Here is a 21,084-nt window from a genome sequence, read left to right on the forward strand (position 1 = left end):
GCCCGGAAAATTCGGCCCACCCTAGGAGACCCCCATGGCTGCTTCCCGCAAAGTCATCATCACCAGCGCCGTCACCGGCGCCATCCACACCCCGTCCATGTCCCCGTACCTGCCGGTCTCCCCCGATGAGATCGCCGACGCCGCCATCGGCGCCGCGGAGGCTGGCGCCGCGATTGTGCACATGCATGCCCGCGACCCCCGGGACGGGCGGCCGTCCCAGGACCCGGAGCACTTCGCCCCGATCCTGGACAAACTCAAGCGCAACACCGACGCCGTCATCAACATCACCACCGGCGGCTCGCCGCACATGACCGTGGAAGAGCGTATGCAGCCCGCGGCCCTGTTCAAGCCCGAGCTCGCGTCCCTCAACATGGGGTCGATGAACTTCGGCCTCTACCCGATGCTGGACCGGTTCACCGAGTTCGGCCACGACTGGGAGCGGGAAGGTCTCGAGAAGAGCCGCGACCTGGTTTTCAAGAACACCTTCCAGGACATTGAGACCATCCTGGGCATCGGCAATGAGAACGGTACCCGGTTCGAGTTCGAGTGCTACGACATCTCGCACCTGAACAACCTGGCGCACTTCCACGCCCGGGGCCTGGCCAAGGGTCCGCTGTTCGTCCAGTCCGTTTTCGGCCTGCTCGGCGGGATCGGCGCCCACCCGGAGGACCTGATGCACATGCGCCGCACGGCCGACCGGCTCCTCGGCGACGACTACCAGTGGTCCATCCTGGGCGCCGGGAAGAACCAGATGCCCCTGGCCACCATCGGCGCCGCCATGGGCTCGCACGTCCGGGTCGGGCTGGAGGACTCGCTCTGGATCGGCCCCGGACAGCTCGCAACGTCCAACGCGCAGCAGGTCACCCGGATCCGCACCATCCTCGAGGCCCTCAACTTTGAGGTCGCCACCCCGGACGAGGCCCGCGAAATGCTGCAGCTCAAGGGCCGCGACAAGGTCGGCTTCTAAGCGCATGAGCATCCTCGTTGCCCCGGACAGCTTCAAGGGGACCTTCACCGCCGTCGAGGTTTCCCGCCACATTGCGGCCGGGATCCGGTCCGCCGGCGGTGAGGCGGTTGAGCTGCCGGTGGCCGACGGCGGCGAGGGGACCTTTGCCGTGCTGGTCCGGGGCCTGGACGCCCGGCAGGTCAGCGTCAGCACGGTCGGGCCGTGGGGCGACGCCGTCACGGCGGCGATCGGGCTGACGGCGGACGGGACCGCCATCGTTGAACTTGCCGCCGCCAGCGGTCTCAACCTTCCCTCCAGCCGGGGGCGGGATCCGCTGGCTGCCAGCACGTACGGCACGGGCGTCCTGATCGCGGAGGCCGCCCGGCTGGGGGCACGGCGGATCCTGGTGGCATCCGGCGGGTCCGCCACGACCGACGGCGGCGCCGGCGCCATCGCTGCGATCGAGGAACTCGGGGGACTCCGGGGCGCGGACGTCGCGGTCCTGAGCGACGTCACCACCCGGTTCGGCGACGCCGCGCGGATCTTCGGACCCCAGAAGGGCGCCGGCCCGGCTGCCGTGGACATTCTCACCGACCGGCTCGAGCAGCAGGCCCTGGCGTTCCTCCGCGAGCACGGCCGTGACCCGCGCACCGTTGACCGGACAGGAGCCGCCGGCGGGTTTTCCGGCGGGATGTGGGCACGCTACGGGGCGACGCTGGCCTCCGGCGCGGACTACGTGCTGGACCTCCTGGACTTCGAGCAGCACCTCGCCGGCTGCAGCGCGGTCGTGGTCGGAGAGGGCCGGCTGGATTCACAGACCGGCCAGGGCAAGATCATCGCGGCAATTCTCGCCCGCTGCGGGACAAAGAGCGTTTACGCCGTCGTTGGGTCTGTGGGCGCCGACCTGGGCGATTACGCCGGCAACTTCGACGACGTCATGGTCGCCAGTGACGCGGCCGCGATGGTGGCCGCCGGGGCAAGCGTGGCCCGCGCCGCGGGACATGCCCTCCGCCAGCCGTGAACACTGAACATGTCCCACTATGTCCACTCGCAGGACCAAGGAATGAGCATGTCCCCTCGGACTGGGCCTCAAGACTGGGCATGTCCCCCTGCGCACTCGGCACTAAGCGCCACCCCCGTTAAACCATTTCGGCGGCCGGCTCCCCCAAGGAGCCGACCGCCAATGAATGGGGCTGGTCCGATGTCGGGAGGCCAGCCCGGAGCGGTCGGGGGAACCGCCCCTGCAGGGGAACTTCGCTGTATATGCATCTTGTCACACATGTGACAGATTTGTCACGCGATATTTTCGGCGTTTCCGTGGGTAGTCTTTTGACCATGGATGAGACAGCAGCAGCGCAGCACCACACCACCCAGTCCGTCTTCCTGGACAAGGCCCACCCCGCCGCCTGGCGGGCCCTCAACGGGCTGGGCCTGAAAGCCAAAGAAGCCGCGGATGACGCCGGCCTGGACCAGACCCTGATCGAACTGCTGAACGTCCGCATCTCACAGATCAACGGCTGCGCCTACTGCCTGGACCTGCATGTGGGCGACGCCGTGAAGAACGGCGAAACCGCCCAGCGCCTGGCCGTCCTCCCGGCCTGGCGGGACACGGACCTGTTCACCGAGAAGGAACGTGCCGCCCTGACCCTGGCCGAGGCCATCACCAACATCTCCGACGCCCGCGCCCGCGAACACGAGGGCGCCACCGCCCGGAAACACCTCACGGACGCGGAGTTCTCCGCCGTCAGTTGGCTGGTGATCGCCATGAACGCGTTCAACCGGGTGTCGATCGTCAGCCAGCACCCCGTCCGCAAGGGCCGCGGCGAGCCCGGTACCGCCGGCCGCCGTCAGGCCGGGTAGATCGCCACAGCCGCCGCCTTGACCACGAAATAGACCTCAAGGCCGGGAGCCAGGCCGAGGTCCGCGGAGGCGGCGGGGGTCACGTCCGCGGACAGCTCGCCGGCGCGGACCCGGATCTGGTCGCCGTGCGGCTCCAGGTCCGTGACCGTGACCCGGAACGAGTTCCGCGGGCTGCCGTGCGCCTCACTCAGGAAAACGGACACGGCCGACGGCGGGAACGCTGCCACGCCTGTCTGCCCCGCGACGAGCGGCGCGTCGTGCTGACCGGCGAACTCGAGCCCCTCGGCGGACCGGATGCCGGCCGTCGTCACGGTCCCGGACACCAGGTTCAGCCCGGCCAGTCCCGCGGCGAAGCGGCTGCGCGGCCGCCGGAGGACCTCACGGGTGGGGCCGTCCTCGGTAATCCGGCCCTCCTCCATCACGATCACCCGGTCCGCGAGCATGTACGCATCCAGGACATCGTGGGTGACGATGATGGCCCGCCGCCCGGCCAGCACCCGCTTGAGGAGCCGCCGCAGCAGCGGAGCCGCGTGGATGTCCAGGGCGGACAGCGGCTCGTCGAGCAGCAGCACCTCCGGATCCACGGCCAGGGCCCGCGCCGCCGCCACACGCTGCGCCTGACCGCCGGACAGCTCCCCCGGCCGGCGGTCGGCGAGGCCGGCGGCGTCGACCTCGGCCAGCCAGTGCCGTGCGGTCTCCCGGGCCTCCCGCTTGGGCACCCCCGCGCTCCGCGGTCCGAAGGCGACGTTTTCGAGCGCGCTCAGGTGCGGAAACAGCAGCGGATCCTGGGCCAGCAGGGCGGTGCCGCGGCGGTGCGGCGCGGTCCAGGTGTGCACGCCTTCGCCGAGCTCAAACAGGACCCGGCCGTTCACCTCCGACCGGCCGCTGTCCGGGCGGACCAGCCCGGAAATCACGGAAAGCAGGGTGGATTTTCCGGCCCCGTTCGGGCCGAGCACCGCAACCGTCTCACCGGGCGCCATGCTCAGGGAGACTTCAAAGCGGCGGGCAGCGAGGGCGGCGTCGAGAGTGAACGTCATGCCGACGCCCGCTCTGCTTGGCCCGCGCTGCGGGTCGTTCTGTTGCCGGACCCGGCCGGCCCGGGTCCCCGGTAGGAGAGCCCGACGACGACGACCGCCACCACGACAAGCAGCAGGGACAGCGCGACGGCGGCGTCGGCGTCGGTCTCCCGCTGCAGGTAGATTTCCAGCGGCAGCGTGCGGGTGACTCCCTGCAGGCTGCCCGCGAAGGTGAGCGTGGCACCGAATTCGCCCAGGCTTCGGGCGAACGAAAGCACAGCCCCCGCAGCGAGCCCGGGCAGCACCAGCGGCAGGGTGACCCGGCGCAGCACCGTGGTGGGGCGCGCGCCGAGGGTGGCCGCCACGGCCTCGTACCGGCTGCCGGCGGAGCGGAGCGCGCCTTCGAGGCTGACCACGAGGAACGGCATGGCCACGAACGTCTGGGCGAGGACCACCGCCGTCGTGGAGAACGCGATCTGGATCCCGGCGATTTCGAGGCTCCTGCCCAGGAGGCCCTGGCGGCCGAAGGCGTAGAGCAGCGCGATGCCGCCCACCACCGGGGGCAGCACCAGCGGCAGCAGGACGAAGGAGCGCAGCAGCCGTTTGCCGGGGAAGTCGCCGCGGGCCAGCACCAGCGCCAGCGGCACCCCGAACAGCACGCACAGCACCGTGCTCGCGGCGGCCGTGCGGAGGCTCAGCCCCAGGGCCGTGAGCGAGGATTCGGACGTGATAAGCGGGATGAACTGCGGCCAGTTGACCCTGGCCACCATGCCCACAAGCGGCAGCAGCACCAGCAGCGCCCCGACGGCGGCAACGGCCATCACCCAGCGTGGAATCCCGCTATAGGAACTGTCCCCCCGGCGTCTCACGGTGCCTAAGGGGTTCCGAAGCCGGCGCCGCTGAGGATCCGCCGGCCTTCGGGGCCGGTGACCGCCGCGATGAACGCTGCAGCGAGCTCTTTGTTCTTGCTGGTCCGCACCGCGGCGATGGGATAGGTGTTGACGGCCTGCGAGGCCTCGGGGAAGGGGATTTCCTTCACTTTGTCTCCGGCGGTCCTGACGTCCGTGACGTAGACCAGCCCGGCATCGGCCTCTCCGGAAACCACCTTGCCCAGGACATCGGTCACGGACGCTTCCTCGCTGACCGGCTTTAGGGTGGTGCCGGTTTTCTGCTCAAGGGTCTTTGTGGCCGCGCCGCACGGAACCTGGGCCGCGCAAATGACCGTTTTTACCCCCGGCCTGGCGAGATCCGCGAAGGAGGTGACGGACGCGGGGTTGACCGGGGGCACGACAATCGTCAGCACATTGGTGGCGAAGTCCGCGGGCGATCCTTCCACCAGCGAAGCGTCGGAAACCTTCGCCATGTTCTTGGTATCGGCGGAGGCAAACACGTCCGCCGGCGCGCCCTGGCTGATCTGGGCAGCCAGATCGGAGGAGCCGGCGAAGCTGAACATGACCTTGGTCCCGGGATTCCTGGCCTCGAAATCACTGGCCAGCTCGGTGAAGGTGGCCTTCAGGGAAGCCGCGGCGAAGACCGTGATGGTCCCCGGGGGCTTCGCGCCCTCCGACGCACCGGCTGCAGCGGACGACGGGCCGCCCGTCGAGCCGGGCTTACCTGTGGCGCAGCCGGTGAGCCCGATGGCCAGTACGCCTGCGATCAGGAGGGCCTGGATGCCTGGACGTTTCATACGACGCTCTTCCCTTTCGGGGTTTCGATGATCACCGTGGTGGCTTTGACGACGGCGGTCGCGACCGAGCCGAGCTCCAGGCCCAGCTCCCGCACTGCCTCGCTGCTCATCAGGGACACCACCCGGAACGGCCCGCACTGCAGCTCCACCTGGGCCATAACGGTGTCCGCGGTGATGGCGGTGACAAGGCCGACGAAGCGGTTGCGGGCCGAGCTGCCCGCCCGGGCCGGATCCTCCGGAAGCTGGGCCTGCTCCCGGGCGAGCCGTGCCAGTTCCAGCCCGTCCACGGCGAGCCGCCCGGCGTCGTCCTTGTGGGCGGTCAGGCTTCCGTTCTCGGTCCAGCGCCGGATGGTGTCATCGCTGACACCGAGCAACCGGGCAGCTTCCGAGACGCGAATATTAGGCATGCGGCAACTCTAACCCGCATTTGCGGAGCAGGAGGCGCTTCTGTCCCGCAGATTCGGAAATTACTGCCCGACGCCGGCCCGCCACTTACCCGCACGCGCCCTATCCCCGGCACCGCCACCGGACCTAAGATTTCCGCGAGGGGTGGAGCCGCGGTCGCCGAGGAGCACCGCTGTGAAGTGGATTACACCTGTTGACCCGGGCTACGACGAATCCCGGACGTTGTTCAACGCCATGATCGACCGCCGCCCGGCGGTGATCGCACCCTGCGGTGACGCCGCCGACGTCGCCGAGGCCCTGCAGTATGCAAAGGACAACAGCCTTGCTGTTGCCGTCCGGGCCGGCGGGCACTCCGTCGCCGGCATGTCATTGAACGACGGCGGCCTGGTGATCGACGTCCGGCCGATGAAGTCCGTCAGCGTGGACCCCGCGGCCCGCACGGTCACAGCCGGCGCCGGGCTGACGTGCGGGGAATTCGACCGGGCCACCCAGCAGCACGGCCTCGCGCTCACCGGCGGCCGCGTCTCCACCACGGGCCTGGCCGGCTTCACGCTGGGCGGCGGTTCCGGCTGGCTTGAGCGGGCCTTCGGCTTTGCCTGCGACGACCTGATTTCCGTGGATCTGGTGACCGCTTCCGGGGAGCAAGTGACGGCCAGCGCGGCGGAGAACCCCGAGTTGTTCTGGGCGCTGCACGGCGGCGGGGGGAACTTCGGCGTCGCCACGTCCTTTACGTTTGGCCTGCACCGGCTCGGCCCGACGGTGCATGCGGGCCTGATGCTGTGGCCGGGCGACGCAGCTCAGGAGGTCAGCCGCGGCTACCGGGAAATCGCACTGGCGGCGCCGAATGAGGAATGCGCAACCATCGCCTACCTCACTGCCCCGCCCGAACCGTTCGTGCCGCCGGAGATGGTCGGCAAAATGGCGGTCGGCGTCGTCTACGTTTATGCCGGGGATGCCGCGGAAGGTGCCGAGCATGCCAAACCCTACCGCGGGCTGGGACCCGCCGTGGAGCTCCTGGAGGACACCGGCTATGCCGACTTCCAGTGCTCCCTGGACGACCCGCCGGGCAAGTACAACTACTGGACGGCGGATTATCACGACGAGCTTCCCGATGCCGCACTGGACGTCATCATCGAGTCAGCCCACAACCTGCCGGGTCCCAGTTCCCAGCTCCTGGTGCCCCACTGGGGCGGCGCCGTGGGGGGCGATGGCGCGGCCGCCACGCCGCTGCGGCACCGGAACTCCAACTGGGTGACCCACCCCTTCGGCCTGGGTGATACCCCGGAGGGCGGCCAGGAGGCGAAGGCCTGGGTCAAAAGGTTCCGCCAGGACATCGCGCCTTACGCGAACGGCGGCGTGTGGCTGAACTTCATCGGCGACGAGGGCCAGGACCGCGTCCGCGCGGCCTTCGGCGAGGAGAATTACAGCAGGCTGGCCCGGGTGAAAAGGGAGTTTGATCCGGAGAACACTTTCCGCGGAAACCAGAACATCCGGCCCGCCGCGTCCGGATCCGTGCCCTGATCCGCGCCCTGATCCGCGGGCACGTCCCGCAGGCTTACGGCCCGGGCTGTGAGACGGTTGGTAAGTAGCGTGACCATCCGACCGTGGGAGAAAAAATCAGCATGCGCAGTCCGGAAAAGACAACCCCGTGGGGCGACAGCCTGGGCCGCGCCAGCATCAGGACCGCACAGGTGCTCCTGCTGCTGGTCCTGACCGTGGTGGTGGTCTATGCCCTGATCCAGGTCCGGCTCGTGGTGATTCCGGCGCTGCTGGCGCTGATCCTGGCCGCCGCGATCGCGCCCTTCGTGCACTTGCTGCGCCGCCGGGGCTGGCCCGGCACGGCCGCCACCACCGTGTCGTTCCTGCTGCTCCTGGCCGCGTTCGGGGCCGTGATCACGGGCATCGTCCTGGCCGTCATGAGCCAGTCCGACGAACTGGCCAGCAAGGCCACGGAGGGCTTCGACCGGGTCTACGAGTTCATCCGCACCGGCCCCTTCCCGATCGATGACCAGCAGATCCAGCAGGCCCGCGACGCCGCCATCGACTTCGCCACCAGCAGCACCGTCGGCGCCGGCGCCATTTCCGGGCTCAGCGCGGCCGGCAACTTCATCACCGGCGCCCTTCTTATGGCGGTCATCCTGTTCTTCTTCCTGAAGGACGGCGAGCGCATCTGGGCCTTCGTGCTGCGGGCGTTCAAGGGCGAGAAGCTGGTCAGAGCCCGTCTTGCCGGGGAGCGGAGCCTCAACGTGCTCGGCGGCTATGTGCGCGGGACCTCCATCGTGGCTTTCGTGGACGCGTTCTTCATCGGCCTGGCGCTCGTCATCATGGGGGTGCCCCTCGCCCTGCCGCTCGCGGCACTGACCTTCATCGGCGCCTTCATCCCGCTGATCGGCGCCACCCTGGCCGGGATCCTGGCTGCGCTCGTCGCGCTCGTGGCCAACGGCCCGCTCGCGGCGCTGATCGTGATCATCGTCGTGATCGTGGTCAACCAGCTCGAGGGCAATTTCCTGCAACCCGTCGTGATGGGCCAGGCACTCAACGTGCATGCGCTCGTCATCCTGCTGGCCCTCACCGCCGGCACCATCCTCGCCGGGATCATCGGCGCGATCCTTGCCGTCCCCCTCGTGGCAGTGGCCTGGGCCGCGATCAAGGCGTGGAACTCGGCAGACGCCATCACCCCCGAGGCCATCGCTGAGGCCGAGCATGAGACCCGGCTGAACGAAAACGGCGAGGGCGTGCGCTCCAAGCCGCACCACGCCCGGACGCAGCAGGAAGACCAGTCCGACACCGCGGACGCGGACGCCACCCACGGCTGATCCGCGGCCTGTCTAGACTTCCAGTATGGCCATTTATCTTGACCCTCCGCTCTGGCCGGCGCACGGGACGCACTTCTCGCATCTGATCTCGGACACCTCGCTGGAGGAACTGCACGCCTTCGCTGCGGCGTCCGGCATTCCGGAAAGGGCGTTCGACGGCGACCACTACGACGTCGCCGAGGCCCGGTACAGCGCGCTTGTGGCGGCCGGGGCCGTCCCGGTGGAGGGCAGGGTCCTGGTCCGCAAACTAATTTCCAGCGGCCTGCGGATCCCCGCCCGGCGGCGCAACAGCTCCCTCAAACTCCCCCTGCTGACCCGTTGGAACGCCGTATTGCCGGGCCACGACGCGCTCTTCCTGGACCTGCTGGACCGCTGGGGCGAGGAGCACCGGAAATACCACGGCCGCACCCACCTGCTCGCTGTGCTCGAAGCCCTGGACCTTCTCACCGAGCCTGCCGATCCGCCGCGCACCGTGCTGCTCGCGGCCTGGTTCCACGACGCCGTCTACCGCGGAATCGCGGGCCAGGACGAGGAGGAATCGGCCCGGCTCGCCGAAGACAGGCTTGACCACGCGGGCCTCCCCGCGGCCGAGGTGGACGAAGTGGCCCGCCTGGTGCGGATGACGGCCGACCACCAGCCGGAGACCGGCGACGGCACTGCCGCCCTCCTCAGCGACGCCGACCTCTCTGTGCTCGGCGGAACCCCGGACGCCTACGCGCGGTACCTGGCCGCCGTCCGGCAGGACTTTGCGCACATCGGCGACGACGATTTCGCCGCCGGGCGCGCCGCCGTCGTCCGCCAGCTCCTGCAGCTGGAGCCGCTCTTCCACACCCCGCGCGGCAGGGACCTGTGGCTGGAGGCGGCGCGGTGGAACCTGCAGGCCGAGCTCGGGTAGGCGGGACGCCACCTCCTAGCCAAACGGACACTAGATTGCTAGCATTCTAGCCATGGTCGAGAAAACGCAGTTCAACGTGTACCTGCCGGCGCCGCTGGTGAAGCGGGTCAAACATGCCGCCATCGAAGAGGGCATGTCCCTGTCGGCCTATGTGGAACAAGCACTGACGCAAGTCCTCAACAGCAAGGAAGGCCCGGAAAAATGAGAATCACGCCGATCCGCTACGTGCGGGATATCGAGACGTCCAACCGCTTCTATGCCCTGCTCGGCCTCACGGAGCAAACCGCGGCCACCAGCGGCACCTGGGCCGAACTGCGCGGCGACGGCGGCGGGCTGGGACTCCATATCGCCGCCACCCCAGGGACCCACCTCGACGCCGGCGCGGTGTCGCTGCAGTTCACCAGCGACGAGAAGCTGGAGCCCCTTGCCGGGCGCCTGGCCACGGCCGGCTTCGCGCCGTCCGCCATTATCGATGAAACCTTCGGCCGCTTCTTCACCGTCGCGGACCCCGACGGGTATGTCCTCCAGGTCAATGAGGCGGACGAGGAGCTGCAGAACATCAGCTACGAGACCCGTGAATCCGCAGCCCTGAAAGCGTAGCCGGGTCCACAACGCGGGGTTACGTGGCGCCCATCAACCCCATCGGGACGGACGCTGGGTGACCCGCGTTGCACGGATTTTCAGGGACTGCGGCGGAGGTGTTCGGCGAGGCGGTCAAAGGATTCACGCCAGCCAACGCCGTGGGCGTCGCGGCTTTCGATCGTTTCGAAAGGGCCCTGGAGAAACGTCATCCGGGTGCCGCCGTCGACCTCGTCCAGCTGGAACGTCACCTCGGTCTCAAAGCCGCGGGTTCCGTCCGGCTTGTCCCAGGCATGGGTGAAAACCAGGAGGTTGGGCGGCTCGATGTCCGTGTGGACGCCGCCCCACCAGAGTTCTTCTCCCGTGCTGTCGTGGACCATGCAGGCCCGGTAAAGTCCGCCGACCTCCGGGTCCGCCTCGATGCTCTCGCGCGGAGTGTGGAAGCCCCGCGGTCCCCACCACGCCGGTGCCTGCTCCGGATCGGTCAATGCCGACCACACCCGGGGAACGGGGGCTTGGAACTCCCGGGTAATGACCAGCATGAGGTCCTCGGCCGCGGCGTGGACAACACCCTGGCCCGACGGCGCCGGAGTGGCGCTGGCATGCTCGGACATTGCGGTCCTCCTCTGAAGCGGACTAGCGGTATGACTTGCTGTAGGCCGTCACGAAAGGCCTGTCAGTCGGGACGATCTGTTTGCCCAGCGGCATGAGCGAGACCGGAATGAGCTTGAGGTTGGCGATGGCCAGCGGGATGCCGATGATGGTGATGGCCATGGCGAAGGCGGTCACCACGTGGGCGATCGCGATCCAGACGCCGGCGACGAGCAGCCAAATGACGTTCCCGAGCAGGGAGAACAGCCCGGTGCCGCCCGGGCGGTCCACCACGGTGCGCCCGAAGGGCCAGAGTGCATAGTTGGCGATCCGGAACGACGCGAGCCCCCACGGGATGGTGACGACCAGCAGGCAGCAGATGATCCCGGCCGCGAAATATCCGAGCGCCAGCCAGAGCCCGCCAAAGAGCAGCCAGATGATGTTGAGCAATGTCTTCATGGCTCCATTGTCCCCTCCCGGAGGCCCGTCCGGCCTAGGGGTTCACCCTGAATAATTCCTGAATTGCCCCGCGTGACGCGGGCCGCGGGCAGGAAGCTTTGCGAACACACGAAAGGGCACAATACTTGGAGCATGCCCGCACTCTTGAAGTTCGCCCTGATCGTTGCCCTCGTCCTGCTGGTGGTCGGGTTGGTTGTGAAGGCCGTGCAGTTCCTGCTCTACGTGGGCCTCCTCGTCCTGGTGGGCGCCGGCGTAATGTTCTTCGTGCGCCGCTCGCGCATCTCCCGCTGACGCCGCAGGCAGGGATACGCAGATGACCAACATCGGGGACCTGCTCGGGCCCATTCTCGAAGTCATGACGTGGGTGGGATTCGTCCTGGGCCTGCCGCTGCTGGTGTGGGGATGGATTGTCCGGCGGCGGCATTGCGAGTGGACCGGGACCACGGGCACGGTGATCAGCGCCGGCGGATTCACGGGGTACAGCTGGACGGACCACCACGACGCCGACCACCACTCCCTGCTGCCGGCGGCAGAGTCGCATGACCTGGTGGTCGGGTCCGACGTCGACCTCTTTTACGATGTGTGCCACCCGTCCCGCTGGGGGCTCACCCCGCCCAAGCAGGACAATGCCGCCTGGACCCTGGGCTGGATCCTCGCCGGGGTGGGCATCGTTTCGACGGTGGGCGGCTTCGTCCTGCTGCTTTTCTAGACGCCGGTCTTCCCTGGCTAGGCCTGCTTCACGAGTGCGGCGTCGACATTGATCTTGACCTTGTCGCTGACCAGCAACCCGCCGGCTTCGAGGGCAGCGTTCCACGTCAGGCCGAAGGCCTTGCGGCTGATCTCCGTCTCAGCACTGAACCCCGCACGGGTGGCGCCGAACGGGTCGACGGCGACGCCGGTGAACTCGACCTCCAGCTCCACCGGCTTGGTGACGTCGCGGATGGTCAGGTCGCCGGTCAGCACGTAGTCCTCGCCGTCACCCCGGATCGCCGTGGCCCGGAATGACATCTCCGGATACTTTTCGACGTCGAAGAAGTCTTCGCCGCGGACGTGGGCGTCGCGGTTGGCGTCGCCGGAGTCAAAGCTGGCGGTTTTGATGCTGGCATGCAGGCTGGCATCCGCCAGGGAGTCCCGCACCCTGGCCTCGGCAGTCGCCTCATTGAAGCGGCCGCGGACCTTGCTGATGCCTGCGTGCCGGACGCTGAAGCCGACTTCGCTGTGGGACATGTCCAGCGTCCAGACGCCGGGGGTCAAACCTTCGGGCAGAGTCACAACGGTCTCCTTCGCGCGGTTGGCGGGGCGGGCCCGCCGGGTCATTGGGGTACTCCCCCAAGGAGCCATGCTAGCCACGGCGCCGCGGCCCGGCTAGCCCTTCGCGGTCCCCGGCGGCGCTACACCCGGGGCTTCGGCGCCCAGCCGATCGCGGGCGCGATGTGCCGGACCACGGTGCCCAGCAGCTTGGCGTTGAAGTCCACGCCGAGCTGGTTGGGGACCGTAAGCAGCAGGGTGTCGGCGTCCCGCACGGCGGCGTCGGCCGCCAGCTCCTCGGCGATGGCATCCGGCTCGCCGACGTAGCTCCGGCCGAAACGGGCCACCAGGCCGTCGATCACCCCGACCTGGTCTCGCTTTTCCCGGAGGGCGCTGAGGCCGAAGTAGCGCCGGTCCTCGTCGTCGACGATCGGCAGGACGCTGCGGCTCACCGATACGCGCGGCTCGTGTTGATGGCCGGCGTCGGCCCAGGCCTGGCGGAACATGCCGATCTGCTCGGCCTGCAGCTGGTCGAACGGCACGCCGGTGTCCTCGGTGAGCAGCGTGGAGCTCATCAGGTTCATGCCCTGTTCCGCGGTCCAGACGGCGGTGGCCCGCCGCCTCTGCCATCCCGGCGCCCGAGATCGCGCGGCGGAACACCGCGGTGTGCCTCCTGGCCATGTCCGCCGCGGTCTCGCCGTCGGCGGGTACGTGGCCGAAGGCGGCGGCGCCGTCGCGGGCGGGTTCGGGTGAACCCCGGCTGATTCCCAGCTGCAGCCGCCCGCCGCTGATCAGGTCCGTCGCGGCGGCCTCCTCGGCCATGTACAGCGGGTTTTCGTAGCGCATGTCGATCACGCCGGTTCCCATTTCGATCCGGCTGGTCCGGGCGGCGACGGCGGCCAGCAGCGGGAACGGGGAGGCTTGTTGCCGGGCGAAGTGGTGCACCCGGAAAAACGCGCCGTCCACGCCCAGTTCCTCGGCGGCGACGGCCAGTTCGATGCCCTGCAGCAGGGCTTCGCGGGCGGTCCGGGTGCGGGAACCCTCGCCGGGTCCCCAATGGCCGAAGGACAGGAATCCGATGCGCTTCATGTCAGGGGCAACACGGGAGGGCCCGGCGGCATTCCGGGTCGCCCCAATGTCTGCTCCCCGCCGAGGTGACACTTCGCGCCCATGTTGGTTCAAAGGATCGGCGCGAAGTATCACCTCGGCGGCTAAAGGCGCATTCCGCGCGTCTTGGACTTGGCCGCGGCCACAAAGTCTCTGATTTTGGCCAGGTCCTTCACCCCGCGGGAGGACTCGACGCCGGAGGAGACGTCCACACCCCAGGCACCCGCCTGCGAGGCCGCATCGGCGACGTTGGCGGGATCCAGCCCGCCGGCCAGCAGCCAGTTCCGCCCGTCCAGCCCTTTGGCGCGGACCGAGGAGTAGTCCCAGGCCTCGCCGGAGCCGGGCACCGCTGCGTCGATCAGGAGCAAGTCCTCGCCCCAGTCGGCGAACGCGTCCGGTGCGGCGGACATGGTGACGGCCCGGATGAGTCTGAGCCCGGCGTCGTGCACGGTTCGTACGTCGTCCGGGGTTCGGTCGCCGTGGAGCTGGACCCACTCGAGCCCCGCCTCACGGGCACGGACGACGGCGTCTGCCGCGGCTTCGTGCCGGAAGACGCCGACGGCAGGGATCCCGGCCGGGACGTGGGCCAGGAGTTCCCGTGCCTGCGCCGGCGTGACTTCGCGGGGGCTGCGGGTCAGGACGAAGCCGACGGCGTCCGCCCCGGCGTCCGCGGCGGTGCGGACCGACTCGGGGGTGCTGAGCCCGCATACCTTGACGAACATCCGGCTCCTTCTTCGGTGTTTACGTTGCTTCTGCCACCGACGGTAGCAAGGACTTCGGCAGGCCGGCGCGCCGGGTGCCCAGATGACGGGCCCCGGGATGACGACGCCGCGCCCGCCCCCGAGGTGACATTTGGCGCCCATGTGCTTCCAGAACATCGGCGCGAAGTCTCACCTCGGCCCCGGTTCCCGGCCGGCGGATAGGGTGGAGGGATGGAGATCATCCGCTTTGCCGAGCTGAAAGCCCAACCCTGGCGCAACGGCGGCGGCGTGACGCGCGAACTGGCCAGCCATTCGACGTCGACGCCTTCCCCCGACGGCGCAGGGCCAGGCAGCACGGGTTCCGCCAACGGCTGGGACTGGCGGGTGAGCATTGCCGACGTGTCCAAGGCGGGCGACTTCTCGGCGTTCCCCGGGATGGACCGCGTCCTCACCGTCGTGGAGGGCGAGCTCCTGCTGCTCATCGTCGACGGCGCCGAGCACCCGCTCGAGAAGTACCGCCCGTTCCGGTTCTCCGGCGACGACGCCGCGTCCGGGGCACTGCCCACGGGCGACATCCGGGACCTGAACGTCATCACCCGCAACGGCCTGTTCAAGGGCTACACCTCCATCATCGAACTCTCCAAGAAGCGGGCGCATCCCGTGTTCGAGCGCCAGCTGGGAATCCTGCTGCAGGGCCAGGCTTCGGTCACCCCCGGCGCGGCCGGATCCGGCCGGGCCGACGTCGAACCAGCCGACAGCGCCGCCGGCGCCGCCGGCGCCGCTGCGGCCGAGCCGGCGACGCTCGCCCGCTATGACGCCGTCGTTGGTTCCGATACCGCCACGCCGGAGATCCTGGGCCGGGGCTTCCTCGCCGTCGTGTCGATCGACAGCGTCGGCGATTAACCCTCCGTAGCCTTTACGCGCGTGCCGCCGATGCCCACCGAGTCCTGGGACAGGCGCTGCGCGAGCCAGATCGGCACGATCGAGACGACGATCAGCACGACCGCCACGACGTTGACCACCGGCGCCTGGTTGGGCCGGAAGAGGTTCTGCAGGATCCAGATCGGCAGGGTCGTGTCCCCGGCGCCGATCGTGAAGGTGGTCACGATGATCTCGTCGAAGCTCAGCGCGAAGGCCAGCAGCCCGCCGGCCAGCAGGGCGGAGCGGAGCTGCGGGAACGTGACCAGCCGGAACGTGGTGAACACGCCGGCGCCCAGATCGGCGGACGCCTCCTCCAGTCCGCCCTGCATCCGGCGAAGCCGCGCAATGACGTTGTTGAACACCGTCACCATGCAGAAGGTGGCGTGCGCGATCACCACGGTCCACATGCTCAACGAGACACCCAGGATGGTGGTGAACATGTTGTTCAGCGCGATGCCGGTCACGATGCCGGGCAGCGCGATCGGCAGGATCACGAGCAGGCTGATGACGTCCCGGCCGAAGAATTGATAACGCAGCAACGCGAGCGCCAGCAGCGTCCCCAACACCAGCGAAATGAGCGTCGAGACCGCCGCCACCCACAGCGAGGTGACCAGGGCCTCGCGGACGCCGGTGGAGTCGAGGGCCCGCCCCCACCATTCCAGGGTGAACCCCTGCGGCGGCCAGCCGAACGTCCGGTCCGCGTTGAAGGAGTTCACCACCACCAGCAGCAGTGGGACGTAAATGAAGAGGAACACCAGCGCGGTGACGACGCCGAGAACGACTTTGGCGCTTCGGGAAAGTCTCATGGTGCTCCTGCCGTGTGGTCCGGGCCAACCGCCGCCATTGTCACAGGCTGTTGAGGGCGCCGGAGCGCCGGACGATGAAGAGGTACAGCGTGATGATCGCGATCGGCACCAGTGACACTGCCGCCGCGAACGGCAAGTTGTKCGCGGCCCCGACGTTCGCGTAGACCACGGTGCCGAGCATCTGGGTGGTGCCGCCGACGATCTGGGCGGTGATGTAGTCCCCCAGCGAGAGCGAGAACGTGAAGATCGTCCCGGCAATGATGGAGGGGACCAGCAGCGGGAACATGACCAGCCGCATCGTGGTCAGCGGCTTCGCGCCCAGGTCCCCGGAGGCCTCCAGCAGCGATTCGGGAACCCGGTCGAACCCGGCGTAGATCGGCAGGATCATGAACGGCAGCCAGATGTAGGCCAGCGTCAGGATCACGGCGCTTTCGCCGTACCCCGGCGATTGCAGCCCGATCGGCGCACCCAGCCACTCCAGCAGCCCGCCGTCGGCCAGCACATTCCGCCAGGCGTAGGCCTTGACGAGGTAGCTGGCCCACAGCGGCATCAGCACGGCCACCACCAGCAGCTTCTGCCAGCGCGGGCTGGCCACCTTGGCGATGAAGAACGCCATGGGCAGGGCAAGGACCAGGTCGATCAGCGTCACGGCAATGGCGATCCACAGCGTCCGCAGGGTGATGCGCTGGTAGACCGGATCGGTCAGGACCGTCACGATATTTTCCGTGGTCCATTCTGTGGACACCTTGCCGGTGAAGGTGTCCACAGTCCAGAACGCGGTGATCAGCAGCGCCGCCAGGGCTGCGATGTAGACGAGCACCAGCCAGCCGGCGGGGGCCGTAACCAGCCCCGCCAGCCGAAGCTTCGGCGAGCGGTGGAGTAACGCCGAGAACTTGTGGGCCTTGGGCCGGGGCACGGCGGCAGCTGCCGGCGGGGCCCCGGGGACCGGGTGCTGCGTCTGGACCGTCATGTCAGCCCTTGATCTCCGTCCACGCCTTCGTCCACTCCGCGTAATCCGTGCACTGGACGTCCGTGCGGCCGTCCAGGCACTTCGCCACTGGGGTGGTCCAGTACCAGATCTGCTTGGCGTAGGCCTCGTCGCCGGAATGATAGGTCTCGCAGTGCGTCTTGTCGACGGTCAGATCGCAGGCCTTGGGGTTGGCCGGCGATTCACCGAAGAACTCCGCCACAGCCGCATTCGCCTTGGGGCTGGCGATGTAGTCGAGCCACAGGTAGGCGCAGTTCTGGTGCTTGGATACCGAACTGATCATCCATGTGTCCGACCAGCCGGTGGCGCCCTCTTCGGGGAGGAGGGTCTTCACGTTGGTCCCGTTCGCACCGGCGATGTTCGCGCCCACCTGCCACGTGGTGCCGACCACCGTGCTGCCGCTGGCGAAGGCCTGGACCTCTTTGACGACGTCGCTCCAGTACTCGCCGATGTGCTGGCGCTGCTCCTTCAGCAGGGCAACAGAGGCCGCGAGCTGGTCCTTGTCCAGCGCGTAGGGGTTCTTGATGCCGAGCTCCGGCTTGTGCGCCATCAGGTACACGGCGGCGTCGGCGATGTAGATCGGCGAGTCGTACGCGGTGACCTTGCCGCTGTGCTTGGCGGCGTCGTCGAACACGGCCCTCCAGGACGTGGGCGCCGGGGTGACGGCATCCACGGAGTACATCAGCAGGTTGGCGCCCCAGCCGTGCGGCATCCCGTAATTCTTGCCGTCGACAGTGTTCCAGGCCTTGTCCTTCAGGAACGGGTACACGTCGGCGTAGTTCTTCAGCAGGCTCATGTTGACGGGCTCCACGTTGTTGCCGGCTATCAGCCGCAGGGAGGCGTCGCCGGAGGCCGAGACGACGTCGTACTGGCCGGTCCGCATCAGGGTCACGGCCTCGTCCGAGGTGCCGAAGGGCTTGAAGTTCACCTTGCAGCCGGTCTCTTTCTCGAAAGGGGTCACCCAGTCGACGGCGGGGTCGTTGCTGCCGTCCTCGGCGTAGCCCGGCCAGCCGAGGATGGAGAGCTGCCCCTCGCCCGGGCCGATTTCGGTCTTGACCGGCTGCGCGGACTGGGTGGCAGATCCCCCGCCGGTGGTGCCGCAGCCCGCCAAGATGAGGGCTGCCGCCGCGGCCACCCCAACCACGAGGGAGGCCCTGTTCCTTGATGCCATGATCCTTACCTTTCGTTGTGGGGTGAATCAGATTCAGGCTCGGGGCGCGGACATACGATTCAGGAGCCGGCGGGCGGCAGCCAGACGGCGTCGTCATCGTCCCAGCTCACCGTGACGCGCCGGTCCAGCAGTTCGGCGTCGCCGCCTTGTAGCGTCTCCGGCTCCAGCACGACGACGGCGGGACCGTCGTCGAGCTGCACCCGCACCTGGGTGGCATGCCCCACGTAGACGAGGGAGGCGACGGTTCCGGGGAGGGACGTGACGCCGTCGCGCGGTTCCGGGGCCGCCGCCCAGGACAGGCGCAGCCGCTCCGGCCGGATGCAGACCTGCTCCGCGCGGCCGTAGAGTTTCTGGGCGAGGCCGGCGTCGAAGATGTTGGACGTGCCGACGAAGTTGGCCACGAACGCGCCGCCGGGGCGCTCGTAGATCTCGTGCGCCGTGCCGATCTGTTCCAGGCTCCCGTTGTTGAAGACGCCGATCCGGTCACTCATGGTCAGGGCCTCCTCCTGGTCATGGGTGACGAAGATGAAGGTGATGCCCAGCGAGCGTTGCAGCTCTTTGAGTTCCACCTGCATCTGCTGCCGGAGCTTCAGGTCCAGGGCGCCGAGCGGCTCGTCCAGCAGCAGGACCTTGGGCTGCACCACCAGCGCCCGCGCCAGGGCCACGCGCTGGCGCTGGCCGCCGGAGAGCTGGGCGGGCTTGCGTCCGACGAACTTCCCCAGCTGCACCCGTTCCAAGGCGTCGCGGGCCCGCTCGTGGCGCTCCTTCCTGGGCATGCCGCGCACGCGCAGGCCGTAGGCGACGTTGTCGATCAGGGACATGTGCGGGAACAGGGCGTAGTCCTGAAAGACGGTGTTGAGGTTCCGTTCGAAGGGCGCCATTCCGGTGACGTCCTTGCCCTCGAGTTCGATACTTCCGGAGGTGGGCAGCTCGAAGCCTGCGATCAGGCGCAGGACCGTGGTCTTGCCGGATCCTGACGGCCCGAGCATCGAGAAGAACTCGCCCTGGCGGATGTCCAGGTCCACGGCGTTGACGGCGACGGTGTCGCCGAAGACTTTGGTGAGTTTCCGCAGGCGGATCGCCGGAACCGCGTCCGTTCCCGTCTGCCGGCCGGCGGCGAGCGTTTCGGTCATGGGGTGCGCCTAACTCCGTTGCCGGATCGTTCCAGATGCGACACAGCGGGGTGTGATTCAGGCCACAACGGGCTGTTGAGCCAAATGCTATTACTCCATAGGTTTTGTGTATAGACCCCCGGAAAAGCCCGCATTAGGATGGCTTCAACCGGGCGCGGGGAGCCCCCAGCGTCCGTTGCAGGTGCAGGAACCGCCACGCCAAAACTGCCAGGGAGGCCCGGATGCTGCTGACACCGCAGGGCGCCTCCCGGAGCCTGGCGGCCGTGTTCACGCCCATCAAGTCCCGGGGCCTGGTGGACGAGGTATGCGGCCGGATCGAACAGGCGGTGGAAACCGGTCTGCTCACCAGCGGCCAGCGGCTGCCCAATGAGACGGAGCTCGCCGCCGCCCTGGGCGTTTCCGCGGTGACGGCCCGTGAGGCACTCTCGCAGCTCCGGACCTCGGGCATCATCCGCACGTCCCGGGGCCGCAACGGCGGAAGCTTCATCGCGGACGACGTCCTGCCCTCCCGGGAGCGCGCCCTGGAGCAGCTGCGCGAACTCACCCGGCTCCAGATCAGCGACCTGGGACTGCACTACCAGGCCATTGCCGCCGCCTGCGCCGGCGTCGCGGCCCGGCGCTCCGACGCCGCGGACATGGCAATACTGCGTTCCTTCATCCCCGCCGCGGAAGAGGATCCGCTGCACTGGCGGCTGGCCCTGTCCGAGTTCCTGCTCGAGGTGGCCGCCATCGCCCGCTCGGCCCGGCTGGCCCGGGAGCTGATCCGCCTGCAGGTAGACCTGGGCACCCTCACGCTGCTGCCCTGCGCCGACTCCCGCTACCGTACGACGACAGCCGGCCTCCTCGAGGAGGCCGCGGCCGCCGTCGAATCCCACCAGCCGGCAGCCGCGGAAGCAGCCGTAAAAGCCCTGGTCACCGCCACCACGGACTGGCTGCTGAACGAACAGTCCAAACGCTACTGACCAGTTCCTTCGAGCCAAGGATCCCGATGCCTGAAACCACCGCCTCCCCCGACACAAGCACCCTGCCCGCCGCGGAACTCGACGCCGTCATCACCGGCGTCGAGGACCGGCTCGCGGCGTGGGCCGCGGAGACGGGAACAGCACTGGCGGCCCTCTCCGGCAAGGTCACCGGCACCGCCGTGGACAAGCTCATCCGGCCGGTGGTCGAGGAACTGGTCCGGACCCCCGACGGCTACGCTGCCGGCGCCGGCTTCCTCGCCAACGCCGGGCTGCTGGGGCCGGAACGCAGCTACATCGCCTGGTGGCAGGGCGAGGAGCTGGAACATGTGGACGCCCTCGCCAATTTCAGCCCCAACTCCATCAGCCGGTACGTCAAGTCCGAGTGGTTCCGCATCCCCGTGGAAACCGGCCAAGCCCACGTGACCGGGCCCTACGTCGATTTCCTGTGCACGGACGAATACGTCCTCACCTTCACGCACCCTGTGTTTTGCCGCCCGGACGGTCCGGTGGTGGGCATTGTGGGGATGGACGTCACCGTGCAGCGGCTGGAGCGCGGCGCCATGCCGGGTCTGCGCCGGATCGGGGACCGGGCCACGCTGGTGAACTCTGACGGCCGCGCCATCGTCTCGGCGGCCCCGGACATCGCCGCCGGTGACCTCGCCGCGGCCGAGGACGGCTGCAGCGTCTATCCCGTGGGCCGGAAGTTCCGGATCTGGACCGGCGCCACCGCGCTCTGACCCCCATCGGCTGCTCCCCACCGGCCCCCTCGCCTCGCAAGCTCGGCCAGGGAACC

Annotated in this window: 26 protein-coding genes and 1 pseudogene; 14 read left to right on the top strand and 13 right to left on the bottom strand. The window is 68.7% G+C overall.

The annotated features are described in order from the left end of the window. Nucleotides 1–34: 34 nt before the first annotated feature. The 3 genes from AB4Y67_RS12590 to AB4Y67_RS12600 all read left to right on the top strand — a co-directional run bounded on the left by AB4Y67_RS12590 (nucleotide 35) and on the right by AB4Y67_RS12600 (nucleotide 2,806). A complete protein-coding gene (locus AB4Y67_RS12590) occupies nucleotides 35–967 on the top strand; it encodes a 3-keto-5-aminohexanoate cleavage protein (protein WP_441406119.1) in 933 nt (310 codons plus the stop codon). A gap of 4 nt (nucleotides 968–971) precedes the next feature. Further along, nucleotides 972–1,967, top strand: coding sequence for a glycerate kinase (locus AB4Y67_RS12595; protein ID WP_441406120.1), 996 nt, complete (start codon nucleotides 972–974; stop codon nucleotides 1,965–1,967). Between the two features lie 314 nt (nucleotides 1,968–2,281). Further along, on the top strand, nucleotides 2,282–2,806 hold the full coding sequence (locus tag AB4Y67_RS12600; protein ID WP_441406121.1) for a carboxymuconolactone decarboxylase family protein: 525 nt from the start codon (nucleotides 2,282–2,284) through the stop codon (nucleotides 2,804–2,806). Here AB4Y67_RS12600 and AB4Y67_RS12605 read toward each other — a convergent pair. The 4 genes from AB4Y67_RS12605 to AB4Y67_RS12620 are packed head-to-tail and all read right to left on the bottom strand — an operon-like array spanning nucleotide 2,794 to nucleotide 5,916. Beyond that, the gene (locus tag AB4Y67_RS12605; RefSeq protein ID WP_441406122.1) at nucleotides 2,794–3,843 is read right to left on the bottom strand and encodes a sulfate/molybdate ABC transporter ATP-binding protein; all 1,050 of its coding nucleotides are present in this window, start codon (nucleotides 3,841–3,843) and stop codon (nucleotides 2,794–2,796) included. The two genes, AB4Y67_RS12600 and AB4Y67_RS12605, sit on opposite strands and share 13 nt — an antisense overlap. Next, nucleotides 3,840–4,643: an ABC transporter permease gene (locus AB4Y67_RS12610; protein ID WP_441406263.1), complete on the bottom strand. Its 804-nt coding sequence runs from the start codon at nucleotides 4,641–4,643 to the stop codon at nucleotides 3,840–3,842. Before AB4Y67_RS12610 ends, AB4Y67_RS12605 begins: the two co-directional genes overlap by 4 nt. A 53-nt stretch (nucleotides 4,644–4,696) precedes the next feature. Then, nucleotides 4,697–5,509: a molybdate ABC transporter substrate-binding protein gene (modA, locus tag AB4Y67_RS12615; protein WP_441406123.1), complete on the bottom strand. Its 813-nt coding sequence runs from the start codon at nucleotides 5,507–5,509 to the stop codon at nucleotides 4,697–4,699. Then, on the bottom strand, nucleotides 5,506–5,916 hold the full coding sequence (locus AB4Y67_RS12620) for a TOBE domain-containing protein (protein ID WP_441406124.1): 411 nt from the start codon (nucleotides 5,914–5,916) through the stop codon (nucleotides 5,506–5,508). Before AB4Y67_RS12620 ends, modA begins: the two co-directional genes overlap by 4 nt. A gap of 172 nt (nucleotides 5,917–6,088) precedes the next feature. On the opposite strand from AB4Y67_RS12620, the gene AB4Y67_RS12625 reads away from it, so the two are divergent. From AB4Y67_RS12625 to AB4Y67_RS12645, 5 genes are all read left to right on the top strand, one after another. Then, nucleotides 6,089–7,435, top strand: a complete 1,347-nt coding sequence (locus AB4Y67_RS12625; RefSeq protein WP_441406125.1) for an FAD-binding oxidoreductase — start codon at nucleotides 6,089–6,091, stop codon at nucleotides 7,433–7,435. A gap of 101 nt (nucleotides 7,436–7,536) precedes the next feature. Next, the gene (locus tag AB4Y67_RS12630; RefSeq protein ID WP_441406126.1) at nucleotides 7,537–8,730 is read left to right on the top strand and encodes an AI-2E family transporter; all 1,194 of its coding nucleotides are present in this window, start codon (nucleotides 7,537–7,539) and stop codon (nucleotides 8,728–8,730) included. 25 nt (nucleotides 8,731–8,755) lie between these two features. Beyond that, complete coding sequence (locus AB4Y67_RS12635; protein WP_441406127.1) at nucleotides 8,756–9,625, top strand: DUF4031 domain-containing protein; 870 nt, start codon at nucleotides 8,756–8,758, stop codon at nucleotides 9,623–9,625. A 52-nt stretch (nucleotides 9,626–9,677) separates the two neighbouring features. Continuing rightward, complete coding sequence (locus AB4Y67_RS12640; RefSeq protein WP_441406128.1) at nucleotides 9,678–9,830, top strand: ribbon-helix-helix protein, CopG family; 153 nt, start codon at nucleotides 9,678–9,680, stop codon at nucleotides 9,828–9,830. Then, nucleotides 9,827–10,225: a VOC family protein gene (locus AB4Y67_RS12645; protein WP_441406129.1), complete on the top strand. Its 399-nt coding sequence runs from the start codon at nucleotides 9,827–9,829 to the stop codon at nucleotides 10,223–10,225. Before AB4Y67_RS12640 ends, AB4Y67_RS12645 begins: the two co-directional genes overlap by 4 nt. Before the next feature lie 80 nt (nucleotides 10,226–10,305). Here AB4Y67_RS12645 and AB4Y67_RS12650 read toward each other — a convergent pair whose 3' ends face one another. Both AB4Y67_RS12650 and AB4Y67_RS12655 read right to left on the bottom strand, forming a co-directional pair. Next, nucleotides 10,306–10,818, bottom strand: a complete 513-nt coding sequence (locus tag AB4Y67_RS12650) for an SRPBCC family protein (protein ID WP_441406130.1) — start codon at nucleotides 10,816–10,818, stop codon at nucleotides 10,306–10,308. 22 nt (nucleotides 10,819–10,840) lie between these two features. Further along, nucleotides 10,841–11,254: a YccF domain-containing protein gene (locus AB4Y67_RS12655; RefSeq protein WP_441406131.1), complete on the bottom strand. Its 414-nt coding sequence runs from the start codon at nucleotides 11,252–11,254 to the stop codon at nucleotides 10,841–10,843. Between the two features lie 132 nt (nucleotides 11,255–11,386). On the opposite strand from AB4Y67_RS12655, the gene AB4Y67_RS12660 reads away from it, so the two are divergent. Together AB4Y67_RS12660 and AB4Y67_RS12665 are read left to right on the top strand one after the other, a co-directional pair. Then, nucleotides 11,387–11,545 (top strand): hypothetical protein, encoded by a 159-nt coding sequence (locus AB4Y67_RS12660; protein ID WP_441406132.1) that lies wholly within the window; start codon nucleotides 11,387–11,389, stop codon nucleotides 11,543–11,545. Nucleotides 11,546–11,567: 22 nt separating this feature from the next. Beyond that, the gene (locus AB4Y67_RS12665; RefSeq protein WP_441406133.1) at nucleotides 11,568–11,963 is read left to right on the top strand and encodes a hypothetical protein; all 396 of its coding nucleotides are present in this window, start codon (nucleotides 11,568–11,570) and stop codon (nucleotides 11,961–11,963) included. Between the two features lie 17 nt (nucleotides 11,964–11,980). Here the strand turns inward: AB4Y67_RS12665 and AB4Y67_RS12670 are convergent, their stop codons facing one another. Both AB4Y67_RS12670 and AB4Y67_RS12675 read right to left on the bottom strand, forming a co-directional pair. Beyond that, nucleotides 11,981–12,526, bottom strand: a complete 546-nt coding sequence (locus AB4Y67_RS12670) for a YceI family protein (protein ID WP_441406134.1) — start codon at nucleotides 12,524–12,526, stop codon at nucleotides 11,981–11,983. Nucleotides 12,527–12,645: 119 nt separating this feature from the next. Continuing rightward, nucleotides 12,646–13,513 (bottom strand): annotated as a pseudogene (locus AB4Y67_RS12675) (LLM class flavin-dependent oxidoreductase). On the opposite strand from AB4Y67_RS12675, the gene AB4Y67_RS12680 reads away from it, so the two are divergent. Beyond that, nucleotides 13,427–13,660, top strand: coding sequence for a hypothetical protein (locus AB4Y67_RS12680; RefSeq protein ID WP_441406267.1), 234 nt, complete (start codon nucleotides 13,427–13,429; stop codon nucleotides 13,658–13,660). The pseudogene AB4Y67_RS12675 and the gene AB4Y67_RS12680 sit on opposite strands and share 87 nt — an antisense overlap. A 53-nt stretch (nucleotides 13,661–13,713) precedes the next feature. Here the strand turns inward: AB4Y67_RS12680 and AB4Y67_RS12685 are convergent, their stop codons facing one another. Beyond that, nucleotides 13,714–14,331 carry a phosphoribosylanthranilate isomerase gene (locus AB4Y67_RS12685; protein WP_441406135.1) on the bottom strand — a complete coding sequence of 206 codons (618 nt, stop codon included), beginning with the start codon at nucleotides 14,329–14,331 and terminating at the stop codon, nucleotides 13,714–13,716. 210 nt (nucleotides 14,332–14,541) lie between these two features. On the opposite strand from AB4Y67_RS12685, the gene AB4Y67_RS12690 reads away from it, so the two are divergent. Continuing rightward, nucleotides 14,542–15,213, top strand: a complete 672-nt coding sequence (locus AB4Y67_RS12690) for a HutD/Ves family protein (RefSeq protein WP_441406136.1) — start codon at nucleotides 14,542–14,544, stop codon at nucleotides 15,211–15,213. Here AB4Y67_RS12690 and AB4Y67_RS12695 read toward each other — a convergent pair. Genes AB4Y67_RS12695 through AB4Y67_RS12710 form a run of 4 tightly spaced genes read right to left on the bottom strand, consistent with a single transcriptional unit; the run spans nucleotide 15,210 to nucleotide 19,329 of the window. Continuing rightward, nucleotides 15,210–16,037 carry an ABC transporter permease gene (locus tag AB4Y67_RS12695; RefSeq protein ID WP_441406137.1) on the bottom strand — a complete coding sequence of 276 codons (828 nt, stop codon included), beginning with the start codon at nucleotides 16,035–16,037 and terminating at the stop codon, nucleotides 15,210–15,212. The two genes, AB4Y67_RS12690 and AB4Y67_RS12695, sit on opposite strands and share 4 nt — an antisense overlap. Nucleotides 16,038–16,077: 40 nt before the next feature. Beyond that, a complete protein-coding gene (locus AB4Y67_RS12700; RefSeq protein WP_441406138.1) occupies nucleotides 16,078–17,007 on the bottom strand; it encodes an ABC transporter permease in 930 nt (309 codons plus the stop codon). Nucleotide 17,008: 1 nt separating this feature from the next. Continuing rightward, entirely contained in the window at nucleotides 17,009–18,196 is a 1,188-nt protein-coding gene (locus tag AB4Y67_RS12705) for an ABC transporter substrate-binding protein (protein WP_441406139.1), read from the bottom strand. Between the two features lie 59 nt (nucleotides 18,197–18,255). Continuing rightward, nucleotides 18,256–19,329 (bottom strand): ABC transporter ATP-binding protein, encoded by a 1,074-nt coding sequence (locus tag AB4Y67_RS12710; RefSeq protein WP_441406140.1) that lies wholly within the window; start codon nucleotides 19,327–19,329, stop codon nucleotides 18,256–18,258. A 221-nt stretch (nucleotides 19,330–19,550) separates the two neighbouring features. Between AB4Y67_RS12710 and AB4Y67_RS12715 the strand changes: the two genes are divergently transcribed. Together AB4Y67_RS12715 and AB4Y67_RS12720 are read left to right on the top strand one after the other, a co-directional pair. Continuing rightward, nucleotides 19,551–20,291 carry a FadR/GntR family transcriptional regulator gene (locus AB4Y67_RS12715; protein ID WP_441406141.1) on the top strand — a complete coding sequence of 247 codons (741 nt, stop codon included), beginning with the start codon at nucleotides 19,551–19,553 and terminating at the stop codon, nucleotides 20,289–20,291. 26 nt (nucleotides 20,292–20,317) lie between these two features. After that, nucleotides 20,318–21,028 (top strand): cache domain-containing protein, encoded by a 711-nt coding sequence (locus AB4Y67_RS12720; RefSeq protein ID WP_441406142.1) that lies wholly within the window; start codon nucleotides 20,318–20,320, stop codon nucleotides 21,026–21,028. Nucleotides 21,029–21,084: the final 56 nt, after the last annotated feature.

The sequence above is a fragment of the Arthrobacter sp. YAF17 genome (genome assembly GCF_052113365.1).
Taxonomy (GTDB): Bacteria; Actinomycetota; Actinomycetes; order Actinomycetales; family Micrococcaceae; genus Arthrobacter.